The sequence below is a fragment of the Sphingomonas sp. KRR8 genome, assembly GCF_023559245.1.
Classification (GTDB): Bacteria; Pseudomonadota; Alphaproteobacteria; order Sphingomonadales; family Sphingomonadaceae; genus Sphingomicrobium.
Window position 1 is genome coordinate 2,398,553 of the sequence record NZ_CP097462.1, and the last position, 15,250, is coordinate 2,413,802.

13 protein-coding genes are annotated in these 15,250 nt (G+C 64.8%); 7 read left to right on the top strand and 6 right to left on the bottom strand.

Features of this window, described 5'->3' with window-relative positions; all coding sequences use genetic code 11:
- Positions 1-14: 14 nt before the first annotated feature.
- The gene (gene glf, locus M8312_RS12125; RefSeq protein WP_250117947.1) at positions 15-2,396 is read right to left on the bottom strand and encodes a UDP-galactopyranose mutase; all 2,382 of its coding nucleotides are present in this window, start codon (positions 2,394-2,396) and stop codon (positions 15-17) included.
- 173 nt (positions 2,397-2,569) lie between these two features.
- On the bottom strand, positions 2,570-2,752 hold the full coding sequence (locus M8312_RS12130) for a con-10 family general stress protein (protein ID WP_250117948.1): 183 nt from the start codon (positions 2,750-2,752) through the stop codon (positions 2,570-2,572).
- A 140-nt stretch (positions 2,753-2,892) separates the two neighbouring features.
- Between M8312_RS12130 and M8312_RS12135 the strand changes: the two genes are divergently transcribed.
- The gene (locus tag M8312_RS12135; RefSeq protein ID WP_250117949.1) at positions 2,893-4,425 is read left to right on the top strand and encodes an acyl-CoA carboxylase subunit beta; all 1,533 of its coding nucleotides are present in this window, start codon (positions 2,893-2,895) and stop codon (positions 4,423-4,425) included.
- 488 nt (positions 4,426-4,913) lie between these two features.
- Positions 4,914-5,333, top strand: a complete 420-nt coding sequence (gene mce / locus M8312_RS12140; protein ID WP_250117950.1) for a methylmalonyl-CoA epimerase — start codon at positions 4,914-4,916, stop codon at positions 5,331-5,333.
- A 6-nt stretch (positions 5,334-5,339) separates the two neighbouring features.
- On the opposite strand, the gene M8312_RS12145 is transcribed toward mce, so the two are convergent.
- Positions 5,340-7,073 (bottom strand): PHA/PHB synthase family protein, encoded by a 1,734-nt coding sequence (locus M8312_RS12145; protein WP_250117951.1) that lies wholly within the window; start codon positions 7,071-7,073, stop codon positions 5,340-5,342.
- A gap of 110 nt (positions 7,074-7,183) precedes the next feature.
- Between M8312_RS12145 and M8312_RS12150 the strand changes: the two genes are divergently transcribed.
- The 3 genes from M8312_RS12150 to M8312_RS12160 all read left to right on the top strand — a co-directional run bounded on the left by M8312_RS12150 (position 7,184) and on the right by M8312_RS12160 (position 9,526).
- Positions 7,184-7,813: a trimeric intracellular cation channel family protein gene (locus M8312_RS12150; RefSeq protein WP_250117952.1), complete on the top strand. Its 630-nt coding sequence runs from the start codon at positions 7,184-7,186 to the stop codon at positions 7,811-7,813.
- A gap of 91 nt (positions 7,814-7,904) precedes the next feature.
- Positions 7,905-8,300: an EF-hand domain-containing protein gene (locus tag M8312_RS12155; RefSeq protein ID WP_250117953.1), complete on the top strand. Its 396-nt coding sequence runs from the start codon at positions 7,905-7,907 to the stop codon at positions 8,298-8,300.
- 47 nt (positions 8,301-8,347) lie between these two features.
- The gene (locus tag M8312_RS12160; RefSeq protein ID WP_250117954.1) at positions 8,348-9,526 is read left to right on the top strand and encodes an LL-diaminopimelate aminotransferase; all 1,179 of its coding nucleotides are present in this window, start codon (positions 8,348-8,350) and stop codon (positions 9,524-9,526) included.
- Between the two features lie 168 nt (positions 9,527-9,694).
- Here the strand turns inward: M8312_RS12160 and M8312_RS12165 are convergent, their stop codons facing one another.
- Positions 9,695-11,353, bottom strand: coding sequence for a DUF885 family protein (locus M8312_RS12165; RefSeq protein ID WP_250117955.1), 1,659 nt, complete (start codon positions 11,351-11,353; stop codon positions 9,695-9,697).
- Between the two features lie 256 nt (positions 11,354-11,609).
- Between M8312_RS12165 and M8312_RS12170 the strand changes: the two genes are divergently transcribed.
- The gene (locus M8312_RS12170; protein WP_250117956.1) at positions 11,610-13,490 is read left to right on the top strand and encodes a methyl-accepting chemotaxis protein; all 1,881 of its coding nucleotides are present in this window, start codon (positions 11,610-11,612) and stop codon (positions 13,488-13,490) included.
- A gap of 102 nt (positions 13,491-13,592) precedes the next feature.
- On the opposite strand, the gene M8312_RS12175 is transcribed toward M8312_RS12170, so the two are convergent.
- Positions 13,593-14,159 carry a PilZ domain-containing protein gene (locus M8312_RS12175; RefSeq protein ID WP_250117957.1) on the bottom strand — a complete coding sequence of 189 codons (567 nt, stop codon included), beginning with the start codon at positions 14,157-14,159 and terminating at the stop codon, positions 13,593-13,595.
- 148 nt (positions 14,160-14,307) lie between these two features.
- Here M8312_RS12175 and M8312_RS12180 point away from each other — a divergent pair, with 148 nt between their 5' ends.
- Positions 14,308-14,778: a DUF2721 domain-containing protein gene (locus M8312_RS12180; protein WP_250117958.1), complete on the top strand. Its 471-nt coding sequence runs from the start codon at positions 14,308-14,310 to the stop codon at positions 14,776-14,778.
- Here the strand turns inward: M8312_RS12180 and M8312_RS12185 are convergent.
- Positions 14,775-15,218 (bottom strand): hypothetical protein, encoded by a 444-nt coding sequence (locus M8312_RS12185; protein WP_250117959.1) that lies wholly within the window; start codon positions 15,216-15,218, stop codon positions 14,775-14,777. The two genes, M8312_RS12180 and M8312_RS12185, sit on opposite strands and share 4 nt — an antisense overlap.
- Between the last annotated feature and the right edge of the window lie 32 nt (positions 15,219-15,250).

Below are 15,250 nucleotides of genomic sequence, written 5' to 3' on the forward strand. Positions count from 1 at the left end.
CGCCTCCTCCTGGCCTAGACGGCCAGGCGAAGCTCCCGGCGTGACGCACCAAGGCTGGCCCGCTGCTCATCCATCCGGCGGAAGGTGGCGAGCGCCTGTCCGACAATCTGGTCCATGTTGTAGTAGCGGTAGGTCGCCAGGCGGCCGACGAAGGTGACGCCGCTGGTCGCATCGGCCAGCGCTTCATATTTCTTGAACAGCGCCTGATTCTCCGGTCGCGGGATCGGATAATAAGGGTCACCCTCGGCGCTCGGATATTCGAGCGTGATGGTGGTCCGCGGATGCTCCTGGCCGGTCATGTGCTTATACTCGCTGATGCGGGTGTAAGGCGTTTCCGTGTCCGGATAATTGACCACGGCGACGGGTTGGAACTGCTCCTTCTCGATCGTCGAATGGACGAACCGGAGCGAGCGATAGGGCAGCTTGCCGAAGCGCCAGTCGAAATACTCGTCGATCGGCCCGGTGTAGATAATGTGCGCCGCATCCACGTCCGTCTTGATGTCGCGGAAGTCGGTGCCCAGCGCCTTGTCGATGAGCGGATGGTCGAGCATTTTCTCGAACATCTTGGTGTAGCCGTGAAGCGGCATGATCTGGTGCGCGTCGGTGAAGTAGCGGTCGTCGGTGTTGGTCCGCGTCGGAATGCGGCTGGTCACCTGCTTGTCGAGTTCGGAGGGATCGAGACCCCACTGCTTGCGGGTGTAACCACGAAAGAACAGCTCGTAGAGCTCACGTCCGACCGCATTGATGACCACGTCTTCCGAGGTCTGGATGTTGGCCACCGGCTCGGCTCGAGCCGCCAGAAAAGCCGCCGCATCCTCGTCGTTCTTGAGGCCCGCGTCGAACAGCATGTTGAGCGTGGTGCGGTTGATAGGGATCGGCACCTGCATGTCGCGCACATTGGCGAGCACGCGATGCTCATACGGGCGCCACTGCGTGAACTGCGACAGGTAGCTGACGATCTCGTCGCTGTTCGCGTGGAAGATGTGCGGGCCGTACTTGTGGTACAGGATGCCGTGCTCGTTGAGCTCGTCATAGGCGTTGCCGCCGACATGGTTCCGCTTGTCGACCATCAGCACGCGGGCGCCATGCTGGGTCGCCAGTCGCTCGGCGAGTACCGACCCGGCAAAGCCGCAGCCGACGATCAGATAGTCGTACTTCTTGGCCTTGGGCAGGTGAGTGAACGACCCGGGGCCGTTGCCAAACGCCGGGCGCTCGATCTTGCGCGCGGGCTCGGTCACCTCGTCGATCAGCGCGGCCATGCGGGCCTGGGTGGTGTCCCAGCTCATGTCGGCGAGTGCCAGGTCGACCTCCGCTAGCCAGTCGTTGTCCTCGGTGGCCATTTCCAGCAGGCGCTGGGCCGCATCGACGAACTGTTCGGCAGTCGCAGCGATGCGGACGCCGGACAGTTTCTCGTAATGACGCTTCACGTCGCGGATCGGAGTGGAGACCACCGGCTTGCCCGCCGCCAGATATTCCGGAGTCTTGGTCGGTGAGATGAAGCGCGTCGCCTCGTTGATGGCGAAGGGCATCATGGCGACGTCCCAATTGCCGAGGTAGGACGGCAGCTCGTCGTAGCTCTTGCCGCCGAGGTAATGGATGTTGGCGCGACGCGGCAGCTCATTCTCGCTGATCTTCACGACCGGACCGACCATCACCAGCTGCCAGTCGGGGCGCAGGTCCGCCACTTCCGCCAGCAGTTCAAGGTCGATCCGCTCGTCGATCACGCCGTAGAAACCGAGGCGCGGGTGAGCGATGCCGGCCTGATCAGCAGGATCGGCAATGCCACTGCGGGCCGCGCCGAAATGCTTTCGGTCGACCGACGAGGGGAAGGGGTGGGCATTCCCGTGGCGCTTCTTCTTCGCTTCATAGAGCGAATAGCCACCGGTGAAGACGAGGTCCGCCGCGTTCAGCAGCTCGGTCTCGAGGTTCAGCAATTCCTGCGGCGCGAAGCGGAAGGCGGACAGCTCGTCCATGCAGTCATAGACGGTCGCCAGCGCATCGAGATGCCGCGAGAAGGGCAGCATCATCGGCGTATAATACCAGCGCACGAACTTGCCCGGGAGAGTCGAGACGAACTGGTCGAGCAGTCCCTTCAGCACCGTCTGCTGCTTGTCGGCGTCCATACCCTCAGGAAGACGAGGCGTGACAATGGTCACGCCGGGCGCATTCTTGGCGGCTCGCGCGTCCAGCGACGGCGCCTCGCCGGCGGCGGTTGAGACGGGTTCTTCCCAGAAGACGACCGGCTGTGTCCTGGCGAAGCGGCTCATCAGATGCTGGGGCCGCTGAAAGACGAATTCCCATCGCAGGTGCGAGAAGCAGATGAGGGTCGTGCGTGAGTTCGAGAATGCCTGGACCGATGAAGAACCAGACCCGTGAACGCCAACTTTCTCGAACATGCGACTGCGATCCTTTTGAAAAAGGCGAATGGTTACGTCCAAACAACAAGGTTCCGATTCGAGTTCCGCCGGGTGGCAGACCTATCGGCAAATTTTTGTTGCAGTGCGGCGTAGAACCGCCAGTCCTGCTTTAGATCAAACATCCGGAGTGGGCTGGCAGTTCCATGACGGCCTCAGGCCATCTCGCTCGCGCGGCTCCGGCTGACCTTGCCGCCGACCCGCCCGGCTTCCGCGGCGCGGCTGCGATCATTCGCAAAATTCCCTCCCGACGCTTTGCCGCCCTTGCTGGCAATCTCGCGCTGCCGGTTGGGGTCCATGGCGGCGAAGCCACGCTTGGCCTTTCCGTTCTGGGTCATTGTCCTGTTCTCCTCAATGATGGCAGGCCACCAACCACTGAAACAAGCGGGCCGTTTCAAATGATAACCTGGGTTAGGACAATGCTCGCTTGTGGCCCCATGTTGACGAAGCTGGCGCACGGGCCGAAGAGCCTCGGCCCATGACAACGACGACCGTGGAACTGGAGCGCCGGCGCGAAGCCGCCCGGCTTGGCGGCGGCCTCAAGCGCATCGAGGCGCAGCATTCCAAAGGCCGGCTGACCGCCCGGGAGCGCCTTGCTGTCCTCCTCGACGAAGGAAGCTTCGAGGAGATGGATAGCTTCGTCGAACATAATGCCACCGAGTTCGGCATGGCCGAGCAGAAGATCCCCGGCGATGGCGTGGTGACCGGCTCGGGCACGATCAACGGCCGGTTGGTCTATGTCTTCGCGCAGGACTTCACGGTGTTCGGCGGCTCCCTGTCCGAACGCCACGCGCAGAAGATCTGCAAGGTGATGGACGCCGCAATGAAGGTCGGGGCCCCGGTGCTCGGCCTCAACGATTCGGGCGGTGCACGCATCCAGGAGGGTGTCGCCAGCCTCGCGGGCTATGCCGAAGTATTCCAGCGCAACGTGCTGGCCAGCGGCGTGGTCCCGCAGCTCAGCCTGATCATGGGCCCGTGCGCTGGTGGCGCGGTCTATTCGCCGGCGATGACCGACTTCATCTTCATGGTGAAGGATTCGTCCTACATGTTCGTCACGGGTCCCGACGTGGTGAAGACGGTGACCAACGAAGTCGTGACCCAGGAGGAACTGGGCGGGGCCATCACCCACACCACCAAGTCGTCAGTCGCCGACCTCGCCTTCGAGAATGACATCGACGCGCTGCTCGGCGCGCGCGAGTTCTTCGACTTCCTCCCGCTGTCCAACCGCGTCGCCGTGCCGGAGCGCCCGACCGAGGACCCGTGGGACCGTGCCGAGGACAGCCTCGACACGCTGATCCCGCCGTCCGCCAACCAGCCTTACGACATGCACGAGCTCATCCGAAAGGTCGCCGACGAGGGCGACTTCTTCGAGCTCCAGCCCGCCCACGCCGGCAACATCATCATCGGCTTCTGCCGGATCGAGGGCCGCACGGTCGGCGTGGTCGCGAACCAACCGATGGTGCTGGCCGGCGTGCTCGATATCAACTCGTCGAAGAAGGCGGCGCGGTTCGTCCGCTTCTGCGACGCCTTCGATATCCCGATCCTGACCTTCGTCGACGTTCCCGGCTTCCTCCCAGGCGTGGGCCAGGAGCATAACGGCATCATCAAGCACGGCGCCAAGCTGCTGTTCGCTTATGCCGAGGCGACAGTCCCCAAGATCACCGTGATCACCCGCAAGGCCTATGGCGGCGCCTACGACGTCATGGCGTCGAAGCACCTGCGCGGCGACTTGAACTACGCCTGGCCGACGGCCGAGATCGCCGTGATGGGCGCCAAGGGCGCAGTCGAGATCATCTTCCGCAAGGACATCGGCGATGCAGACGCCATCGCGGAACGCACCCGAGAATATGAAGAGCGCTTCGCCAACCCGTTTGTGGCGGCAAGCATGGGCTTCATCGACGACGTGATCGAACCGAGGGAGACGCGGCGGAAGGTGGCGCTTGGCCTAAGGAAACTGCGCGACAAGCAGCTGGAAAACCCGTGGAAGAAGCATGACAACATTCCGTTGTAGCGTTCTTCTTTTCTTGCTCGTGCCTCTCGAGGGTTGCGGTGGACGTTCTGCTGACCGCTACTTGGCCGCATGCGACAGTGCGCCGAATTTCACTCCCAACTTTCAGTCAGCCCGTCTCATCGCTCGACGAAGCCATGAGATCTCCGTTGACGCTGCTCAGCTCAAGTCTGAGCTGGCAGGCTCGACGCATCTGGTCGGCTTATTCGGGAGCATCCTTCAAGCTTGGCCTTGGAGTAGAGCTGCCAGTTTCAACGCTAAATTAGGGTTGCTGCGCAGGAACACGGCGGAAACGAACGCTTGGGTGATCGCCTGGGGGAACGGCGGAAGAGGCTACCTACCGGCAAGAAGCACACAAACCTGCCGGCTACTTGCAAACAGCACTGCCTCCGTTTCCTCTAGCAACAGTAAGGCATATGTCTTGCAGGCTCTTACGGACACCGAACAAAGATTTAAGCTCATTGAGCGCATACTCACGAGACTACGGTAATATGAAACTCGGCTGCCTGAACCATGTCGGGGTCGCCACCCCGTCGATCGAGCGCAGCCTGGAGCGTTATCGTACGCTTCTCGGCGCGGAACCGCATGGCGACCCGTTCGACTTGCCCGCGCAGGGTGTGCGCGTCTGCTTTGTCGACGCGCCCAACAGCCAGATCGAGCTGATCGAGCCGCTCGGCCCCGAGAGTCCGATCGCCAAGTTTCTGGAGAAGAACCCAGAGGGCGGTCAGCATCATGTCTGTTTCGAGGTCGACGACATCGACGCCGCGCGCGCCCACTTCGAGGGTCTGAACGTTCGCATCCTCGGGCCGACCCGCATCGGCGCGCACGGCACGCCGATCTTCTTCGTGCATCCCAAGGACATGGGCGGCGTGCTCACCGAGTTCATGGAGTCACCGCGCCAGGCGCACTGACGGGCGTCAGCGCGTCTTCACGTAGCGTCCCGGCGCGTCCTCGATCGCCTTGAGCTTGCCCTTGCCCGGCAGGCGTGCGCCCTTGGCCTCGACTTCGCTCGGGTCCTGCGCTTTCAGCCACTGAAGCCAGTCCGGCCACCAGCTGCCCTTATGCTCCTCCGCGCCTTGGACGAACTCGTCCAGCGTCGCCGCGTCGGTGTCATTGACCCAATACTGATACTTCATCGCGGACGGCGGGTTCACCACCCCGGCGATATGCCCCGATCCCGCCAGCACGAAGCGCTTCTTGCCGCGGAAGTGGTCCATGATCTTCCACACGCTTTCGGGCGGGGCGATATGGTCCTCGCGCCCGGCCTGAATGTAGCAGGGCGTCTCGACCTTCCCGAGGTCGACCGGCGTTCCCGCCACCGCCACCTTGCCCTGTGCTAACTGGTTCCCGCGATACAGCGTCTCGAGATAGTCGCGGTGCCAGCCCGCGGGCAGGTTGGTAACGTCGCTGTTCCAGTGCAGCAGGTCGAACGGCGCCGGCTCCTCGCCCAGCAGGTAGTTGCCCACGACATAATTCCAGATGAGGTCGCGGCCGCGCAGCAGGTTGAAGGTGCTGGCCATCACGCGGCCGTCCACGATCCCCGTCTTGGCGGACAGCTGCTCAAGCAGCGCCATCGTCTCGTCACCCAGGAACAGCTTAAGGTCGCCGGCCTGCGTGAAATCCACCTGTGCGGTAAAGAAGGTCGCGCTCTTCACCTTCGTGGCCTCGCCCTTCGCGGCGAGATAAGCGAGGGTGGCGGCCAGCGTCGTCCCCGCCACGCAATAGCCGATGGTGTGCACGCTCTCGACGCCGAGCAGGTCGCGGATGGTGTCGATGGCATTGATCTGACCGCGCAGCACATAGTCGTCGAGCGTTATGTCCTTGATCGTCTCGTCGGCCGACTTCCAGCTGACCATGAACAGCGTGATGCCGTGTTCGACGCACCAGCGGACGAAGCTTTTTTCCGGCGTCAGGTCGAGAATGTAGAAGCGGTTGATCCACGGCGGGAAGATCACCAGCGGCGTGCCCAGCACCTTCTCCGTCGTCGGCGTATACTGGATGAGCTGGTAGAGCGGCGTTTCCCTGACCACCTTGCCCGGAGTGGTCGCCAGGTTGCGCCCGACTTCGAACGCGCCCTTGGCGGTCTGCGTCAGCTGGCCCGCCTTCAGGTCATCAAGCATGTGCTTGAGCCCGTTCAGCAGATTGTCGCCGCGCGTTTCGATGGTCTTCTTCAGCACCAGCGGATTGGTTAGCGCGAAGTTGGACGGGCTCATCGCATCAATGAAAGCCTTGGTCGTGAACCGCAGCCGCTGCTGCGCCGCATCGTCGAGTCCATCGATCTGCTCGACGCCGCGCAGCAGCTGGTCGGAAATGGCGAGGTAGCTCTGGCGGATGGTGTCGAACAGCGGGTTGTCGCGCCATTCCGGCGCGGCGAAGCGCTTGTCCTTCTGGTTGGTCGCCGCCTGCGTGGTCGCCAGCAACTGTCCCCAGGCTTCCAGGCCCTTGCTCCAGGCGGCCGCGCCCGCGGTCAGGAACGCCATCGGGTCGGCGGGCGCGGCGGGCGGCTTCACCCCCGGCAGCGGCTGGCCCTGCTTCAGCCCCTCGGCCCACGCCTCCATCAGCATCTGCTGTGCCCGGCCCATCACCAGCGTCCAGTGCTGCCAATCCTCGAGCGTGGGGAAGGGCGGGGTGGGGCTGGCGCTGTCCGTCATGAGCAGGACTTACGCCACCTCCCGCCAGAACCCAACCTTGGAAGACTGGCAGCGGAGGGCGGAAGCATCCGGCGCTTGCGTGCCCCGCCCAGGACGGGCGAGAAGGACCCATGGCTCCCGCGCTCCCCACGCCGACTCTGCCGCAGGCGTTGGTCCTGCTCGATTATTTCGGCATCGCCGTTTTCGCGATTTCGGGCGCGCTGCTTGCCGCGGAGAAGCGCCAGACGCTCGTCACCTTCATCTTCTTCGCGGTGGTGACCGGCGTTGGCGGGGGCACCTTGCGCGACCTGCTGATCGGCGCGCCGGTGTTCTGGGTGCATACCAACGCCATGCTGCTGATCTGCATGGGCGCGGCGTTCGCGGTGTGGGTCGTCCGAAGTCGGCACTTCTCGGAGCGGGCTCTCCTCTGGTTCGACGCGCTCGGCCTTGGGGCATACGCGACCTATGGCGCGGCCAAGGCGACCGCCTGGGGCGTCGCGCCGGTGCCCGCTTTCGCCATGGGCGTGCTCACCGCCTGCGCCGGCGGTATCATTCGCGACGTGCTGGCGGGCCAGCCATCCATCCTGATGCGGCCGGAACTGTATGTGACCGCCGCGGCGCTCAGTTCCGGCCTGTTCGTCGGCCTCGCCTTGCTTGGCTTGCCGCTACCGCTGGCCGCGCTCGCCGCGGCCTCCGCGGGCTTCGCGCTGCGCGGCCTCGCCATCGCTCGGGGCTGGAGCTTGCCCGCTTACCCCGGCTGAGCCCGCGACGCGGGCATTGCCCGCTTGTCATCGGCGTTCAACGGTCCGGCCACGCCATCGGTCGCAAAGGGTGGAGCGAAGGAGTGTGCCCATGTTCCTGCTACCGTTTGCTGCCGCGTCGATCGCCACCGCCGTTCCCTCGAATGACCCTTCGCTGCAGCCGGACCTGTCCCGCTCCGAGGCGCTGGTGCGGGCCGATCAGCTGTTTGCGCGATTCGACCTCAATCAGGACGGCGTGATCACGCACGGCGAGGCGGAAGTGGAAGGCAGCAAGCTGATGCTGCTGCGCGCGATCACCGGGCGCGACTCAGCGCCGGGCCTTGGCGGCCACACGCTGGAGTATCTCAAGGCCCGGTTCGGCGGAGCTGCCTTTGTGACGCGGCCACAGTTCGAGGCCGCGTGGCTTGCGCACTTCGATGCGATGGACACCAATCACGACGGAATCCTCACCGCGGCCGAGCGGGTCGCCGCAGTTCGGGGGCGCTGAGCCGCGCCCGCCTTGCCGCACCGCAGCAAGGCCGTCACACTGCCAGGATGGACACCGACTTCTACCGAATCCGCCGGCTACCGCCCTACGTCTTCGCCGAGGTGAATGCGATGAAGGCCGCCGCGCGGGCGCGGGGAGAGGACATCGTCGACCTCGGCATGGGCAATCCTGATGGCGCCCCTCCCCGACACGTCGTCGCCAAGCTGGCCGAAGTCGCCGCCAGCCCGAGCGCCCACGGCTATAGCGCCAGCCGCGGCATACCCGGCCTCCGCAAGGCCCAGGCCGCTTATTATGAGCGTCGTTTCGGGGTGACCCTCGATCCTGACAAGGAGATCATCGTCACCCTGGGCTCCAAGGAAGGCCTCGCCAATCTCGCGCAGGCGATCACTGCGCCCGGTGACGTGGTGTTGGCGCCTAACCCCTCTTATCCTATTCACAGCTTCGGCTTCATTATCGCCGGCGCGGCGATCCGCTCCATCCCCGCCGCACCGGGCGAGGACTTCTTCGAGCGCCTCCGCCTCGCCATGCGCTACACCGTGCCGCGCCCCAAGGTGCTGGTGATCGGCTATCCCTCCAACCCGACCGCCTACGTCGCCGACAAGCCCTTCTACGAGCGGCTGGTCGCCTTCGCGCGCGAGCACGGGATCTGGATCATCTCGGACCTCGCTTACGCCGAGATCTACTTCGGGGAGGAGCCGACCCCGTCGATCCTAGCGGTCGAAGGGGCAAAGGACGTGGCGGTCGAGTTCACCTCCATGTCCAAGACCTATTCGATGGCCGGCTGGCGAATCGGCTTCGCAGTCGGCAATCCCATTCTGATCGAGGCGCTCGCGAGGGTGAAGTCCTACCTCGACTATGGCGCCTTCACGCCGGTGCAGGCCGCTGCCGTCGCTGCCCTGAATGGCCCGCAGGACTGCGTGGCCGCCAACCGCGCGCTCTACAAGAAGCGGCGCGATGTGTTGGTGGAAAGCTTTGGTCGTGCCGGCTGGGACATTCCCGTCCCGCAGGCGAGCATGTTCGCCTGGGCGCCCATCCCCGACCGTTTCCGCGCAGCCGGCAGCATGGCGTTCGCCAAGGATTTGCTGACGAAGGCGGGAGTCGCCGTGGCGCCGGGCGTCGGCTTCGGCGAGGAAGGCGAAGGCTTCGTACGGATCGCGCTGGTCGAGAATGAGCAGCGGCTCCGGCAGGCGGCGCGGGGCGTGAAGAAGCTCCTGGCGAGCCGCTGACGGGCCTGACCGTCTAGCCGCCGGCTCCGTGCCGGCGACAAGCACCGCCGCCCGGCCAGCCTGTCCACCCGGGTCCCCGCACAAACCTGTGCGGCGTGGCACCGGTGGGCTCGCCACCCTTGAGCACCTGGACCCCATTCACGAAGACGTCGCGCACCCCCGTGGGGATCAGCGTGATTCGGTGATCTCACTTCTGATCAGCGCGGGCTGAACAATGCCGCTGGCGATGATCCGCTGCATGGCCTGACCGAGGTTGAAGGGCCTCCGCTCCATTTCCGCAGCGTGCGACTGGAGCGCAATCAGCTCATCCAACTGCACCTTACCGATGATGTAGCTTGGGCCGTAGCCGGGCTGGCGAAGGTAAAGCAGCTGCTCGAAGCCAACGAGGCGGCTGTTCGGATCGGACCATCCGCGCGGCGTCCATTGTGCGTGGAAGCGGCCCGCTTCGGCCAGGTTGATTTCGTTGCTCTGTACGCGCAGCGACGCAAGACCTCGGGCGGCGCGGTTTGCAAGCATGATCCAGACAAGTTCGCGCCCGTGTGGCTCATCGTCGTAGAGGCCCGCCTGCATGAGGATTTCCTCCATGGCGGTCGCGAAACCTTCGGATCGATCCGCGTAGATGTTGAAGAGCGGCGGTGTGGCGCGGATCGGACTTGCGTGCGGCTCGAACTTCAGGCGCGCAAGCTCGATCCAATGGAATTGGTGCGAGGAAAGCGGCAGCGGATCAAGCGCCGTTACGTGGGTGAAGAAGTTGCGCTGCGCTGGCGGCGTGTAGTCGCCGAGCTGACCGAACAGCGCGCTGCGGTAGTAAGGACGGTCCGCAATGAACCCGGCTCCGACCAGCAATCTGTAAAGCCGTTCCTCGCGCGCTTCGGCCACTTGTTTGTAGGCGGCCGGATCGCTGATCTCCGGTATTGGCCGCTCGGAGCGGTTGCGAATTTCCTCGAGCCTCAATGAGGCGAGCGAACGGTCGAGCTCCCGCTGCAGGATCATGACCTGCTGGTCGTAGTCATAAGGGCTCAGCAGGACGTTCTTGAGGTACCAGTTGTAGTTCTCCTTGCCGACTCCCGAGGGCCCGGCCCGTCGTGGCGCTTCGGCACGGATCCACGCGGCGAATTCCTCGGAGGCTATTCGCGCGGCGCGGACGGCCGTTCGCAGACGCGCACTTCCCCCAGCAAGCGATGCCGTCCGGCGCCCGCCCAAATCGTTAAGGGACAGGGTGCCGGTTTCCAGCGCGGCCAGCGCCTCCGCTTGCTCGGTGAACGCCCGATCGCCGTAGGCCCACAAGTCATGAGCGTTGCTCGACGCCAGATTGACGCGGGCTGCGGAAAGCAAAGCAGGCACTGTCTCCAGCGCTTCCGCCAGCCGGCGATCGTCGGCGCGGCTAAGCGGGTAGGTGAATTGCCAAAGGTCGACGTTAGGTTCGGCCGAAGGGCCTTCATGGGCCGGAACGTCGCTCATTTCGGCGAAGACCGTTTGGTAGAAGCCCGGGTCACGGGCCCACGGACGAAGCACGCGCTGGAAGAAATCCAGGGCGTTTACTTCCGTCTCCAGAAAGCGGGCGTCATTTGCCTGCGCGACGTTCATGCCGCTGCGATCGATTGCCGCAAGGCGCCTTCGCCACTCTGGAAGGGCGGCAGCCTGCCGGGCCATCGCCGACGCCGAATAGTCCGGTACGCCGTTGACGATTGTCGGTCGGACAAAGGTCCGCCAGTCATGGAACAGCGCAACCAGTCCTGCATGAGCAGCGGTCGTCTGCCCGGATGGCGCCGGGGGTGGTACTGCCGCCTCCAATGAGGTGGTTGCACACACCAAGGCCAACGCCATCGACAAGTACCGCATATGCTTTCCCCCGGGGGCTTACTTCACCTTACCTGGCAGGCAACGCAAGTGCGCGATTGTGGCGAAGCCGTCGACCCGAGGGGAGGGCCGCTCACCCGGGCAACCCTTTGCGAAGTGGTGTGAAGTGGTGGACTTTAAATCACGTGGCCCGAACCGCACCCGCGTTGCAGCAGCTAAATAGCGGAGATGTAGGGACTAGCTCATGGCTAGCGCTCTCAGCCCCCGGACTGAGGAACTCCGCATGCTTAAATACTATTTGGCCAATACGCGTATCGCCGTGAAAGTCCTGACAGTCCTTGGGCTGCTGGGCGTCATTTCCATCGTCATGGCAGTGATGAATGCCGTGTCTTTCAACAGTATCGACAACAGCTATTCGCTTCTCGTCGGACATCAGCTCCCTGCGACCACCCATCTGGTTCGCGCCAACCGCTTCATCGTTGAGCTGGTGAAGGATGCGGATTTCGCCGTCGCGGCCGGCAATCAGGGGGGCAGTGCAGACGATGCCCTCGCCGCTATCGGAGCCGCGCATCGTGATGCGCTTTCCTCGATCGAAAAGGCGGTGGAGCTTGATCCGGTAATCGCCGGTCGTGCGGGCGAGCTTCGCAGCGCCATGGACGAGATCAAGCGAAAGGCCGAAGCCGCGGTGTCGCTGACACGCGCGGGCGATTCGGCCGGCGCCAGCAAGTCCCTCAAGAGTGCCGACGCGCAGCTTCGGCAGCTCAGTGCTTCCATGCGGGATTATAATGAAGCGCGGGTCAAGAACACGGCCGCTCAATCAGATGCGCTGAGCGCCAGCACGCGTCAGCTGATCACGACCAACCTCATCTTGACTGTGCTGGCGACCCTGGGCGGCCTTGTGTTGGCTTACTGGATCGTGCGTCAGGGCGTCGTCGTGCCCGTCGCCAACATGAGCCGGAACATGCGCCGGCTGGTCGATGGTGATCGCGATTTTGAGGTGCCGTGCGCCCAGCGCAAGGACGAGTTCGGCCGCATGGGCGAGGCACTGCTTACGTTTCGTGACGCCGCTCGCGAACAGGTTCATCTGCAGGCCGCGAAGGACCGCTGCGAGGCTGACCAACAGTTGGTTGTGGCCACGCTCAGCGAGAGCCTCGACCGTCTTGCAAAGGGTGATCTTTCAACCTCGGTGTCCGCGGAGTTCAGCGGCGACTATGCGGCGTTGAAGACCAACTTCAACGAAGCCGTCGCCCAGCTTCGGTCGCTGATCGGTTCGGTGATCACGTCGGCCGAGCAGCTGCGCACCGGTTCGATCGAGATTGCGCAGGCCAGTGAGGATCTGGCGCGGCGGACGGAGAGCAATGCCGCGAGCCTGGAGGAGACCGCGGCGGGCATCGGGCAGATGGACGGGCGCCTGAAAGCGACCGCCAGCGCGGCGCGCGACACGGTGGCGCGCGCCGACCAGACCAAGGTGACGGTGGCCAGCGGCCGCTCGGTCGCGGATGAAGCGGTGCAGGCGATGGGTCGGGTCAGCGAAAGCGCCAAGGGGATCGACAGCGTGATCGAGGGCCTCGACAAGATCGCCTTCCAGACGCGCGTGCTGGCGATGAACGCGGCGGTCGAGGCCGGCCGTGCCGGCGAGGCCGGACGCGGGTTCGCGGTGGTCGCGGACCTGGTCAGCGCGCTGGCCATGCGGGCCGAGGAGGAAGCCAAGCGGGCGCGTGACCAGCTCACCGTCACCCAGGCCGACGTGGTGACGGCGGTGGAAGCGGTGGAGAAGGTCGACGGCGCGTTGCAGAACATCTCGGGCGACGTCGAGCAGGTGCACAGCCTGCTGGCCACGATTGCCGCCGACAACCAGGCGCAGGCCGGCGCGATCACCGAGATAAACGCCGCGGTCGGCAGCATGGACCAGGCAACGCAGCAAAATGCGGCCATGGTGGAGGAAACTTCCGCCGCCGCCCGCAACCTCCTGGCCGAGGTCAACGCACTGTCCGAACAGGCGTCGCGGTTCACCACCGGCACGGAAGCTGTCGCCAAGCCGCGCAACCTGCCGCGGGCCGGCAAGGAGGGCGCCTACCGCTCGCCGGTCAAGGCGCTGCCTGCCGAAGCCGTCGCCGCACTCAAGCCGCCTGCATCAGCGCAGGACGACTGGCGCGAGTTCTAGAGTTCCCCTGCTCGGGAACGCGAAAGGGCCGCGGCTAAAATACCGCGGCCCTTTTTGCCGGATTGAAGATTACGCGGCGATCGCGGCGCCGCCGCCCAACGCTCAGCGCTTGCGACCGGCGTGCAGCTCCTTGACCCAGGGCAGGATGGCCTGCCAGCCGAGTTCGCGTTCAAAGCGGATGCCTGCGACCTTGTCGCGGCGCCAGATAACTTCGCCCGGCGGCACGCCGAGCCCTTCGATGAAGACCTGGACGGGCTCATGTACCGCCGGCAGTTCTTCGCCCTCGATCTGCAATCCGCCCGCCGAGATGTTGCGGATGGTGGCGGGAAGGAACCGTTCGTCCTTGCGCAGCCAGGCGCTGGCCCGGACTTCCACGCGCGGCATCTGCCGGCGATCGGCCGGCTGTGCGACCAGCTGGCGGGTGATCAGAGCCATCACGTCGATCGGCCGGGTGAAGCGCACGCCCACGTCCTGCTCGCCGCGCCAGGCGATCACCGCCTCCACCCGTTGCCCATTGCCAAGTTCCATGAACAGGCCAGCGCCGAGCGGCACGTCGAGCCAGCCGCGCAGGGTCGCGCCCAGGGCGGAAATATCGCGGATTTCGGAGTCGAGGGCAACCGGCCCAATGTGCACGGTGGTGGGGTCGAGCGGCTCTTCGGGTTCTGGCACAAAGCCGGCTCCATCCAGCCAGGGCAGCCTGGACGGCAGGACAAAAGTAGTGGCGGTCGCGTCCGTCACGGATATTCGGGCCTCATCGGCAGTGGACCCCAGCCTTCCGCTCTTGACCCTAAGAAAAGACTAACAGAGCAAGCCGGGGATGACCTCCACGCCCGAAACTGCCCGTCAGGTGGCACAGATCATCCAGCTGGCCGTCGCGCCGGTGTTCCTGCTGGCAGGCATCGGCGCCTTTCTGAACGTTTGCGCGTCCCGTCTCGCGCGGATCGTCGACCGAGCCCGCGAGGTAACGCCCAAGCTGCTGGCCAGCCGCGGCGGCAAGCATGACGGCTACGTTCGGGACCTGCGGGTGCTCGACCGGCGCATGCACATGGTGAGTTGGGCGATCAGCGTCACCGTCCTCTCGGCAGTGTTGGTCTGCGCCGTGGTCGTTCTGCTATTTGCGGCGTCCCTGGTGAACCTTCACGTGGGCACGGCCATCGCGCTGATGTTCATCGGCTCGATGGTAAGTCTCGCCTGCGGCTTCTTCATCTTCCTGGTGGAGACCCGCGTCGCTGCGCGAGCGCTCCGGATTGACCGCGACATTCTCGAGCATGAACCCGACAAAGGCTAACTCGCTCGAAGGGCTGCGATCCGCGCCGGTTCCGGCACCTGCGCGGCCGGCGTCGTCCATACCCTCCAGCGGCCGTTCTGCTTGAGGCCGGCCGAAATCGCATGGTCGCTCGGCAGAATGACGAGATAGGATGTGCGGTCACCTCCCACCGTCACCAGCACCGGTCCATCCTTGACCAGCGCCGAACCCGTTTCCGCTGCCCGGCGGTAGCGCATGGCGTCGGGACCAAGCAGCGCGTTGAGGTCGATCGTCACCGGGCTCTTCTCGAATAGACCACTGGCCGCGGGGGTGCGCCCGATCATGCCCGCCAACTCGGACCAGTCGCCCGGTGTCTCGCTCGTGACATTGAGCGGCGGGGTGACGGCGTTTTCCGCGATGTTGCCGTTGTTGGAGCAGGCGGCGAGGAACAACGGGAACAGGACGAGGGCAGGATGCTTCATACCCCGTCAACGCACCGTTGCCTCGACAGGAG

Coding starts and splice junctions, on each gene's coding strand:
- M8312_RS12180 (WP_250117958.1), top strand. CDS start 14,308: ATGACCTCCACGCCCGAAACTGCCCGTCAGGTGGCACAGATCATCCAG.
- glf (WP_250117947.1), bottom strand. CDS start 2,396: ATGTTCGAGAAAGTTGGCGTTCACGGGTCTGGTTCTTCATCGGTCCAG.
- M8312_RS12160 (WP_250117954.1), top strand. CDS start 8,348: ATGGACACCGACTTCTACCGAATCCGCCGGCTACCGCCCTACGTCTTC.
- M8312_RS12185 (WP_250117959.1), bottom strand. CDS start 15,218: ATGAAGCATCCTGCCCTCGTCCTGTTCCCGTTGTTCCTCGCCGCCTGC.
- mce (WP_250117950.1), top strand. CDS start 4,914: ATGAAACTCGGCTGCCTGAACCATGTCGGGGTCGCCACCCCGTCGATC.
- M8312_RS12170 (WP_250117956.1), top strand. CDS start 11,610: ATGCTTAAATACTATTTGGCCAATACGCGTATCGCCGTGAAAGTCCTG.
- M8312_RS12135 (WP_250117949.1), top strand. CDS start 2,893: ATGACAACGACGACCGTGGAACTGGAGCGCCGGCGCGAAGCCGCCCGG.
- M8312_RS12155 (WP_250117953.1), top strand. CDS start 7,905: ATGTTCCTGCTACCGTTTGCTGCCGCGTCGATCGCCACCGCCGTTCCC.
- M8312_RS12145 (WP_250117951.1), bottom strand. CDS start 7,073: ATGACGGACAGCGCCAGCCCCACCCCGCCCTTCCCCACGCTCGAGGAT.
- M8312_RS12130 (WP_250117948.1), bottom strand. CDS start 2,752: ATGACCCAGAACGGAAAGGCCAAGCGTGGCTTCGCCGCCATGGACCCC.
- M8312_RS12150 (WP_250117952.1), top strand. CDS start 7,184: ATGGCTCCCGCGCTCCCCACGCCGACTCTGCCGCAGGCGTTGGTCCTG.
- M8312_RS12165 (WP_250117955.1), bottom strand. CDS start 11,353: ATGGCGTTGGCCTTGGTGTGTGCAACCACCTCATTGGAGGCGGCAGTA.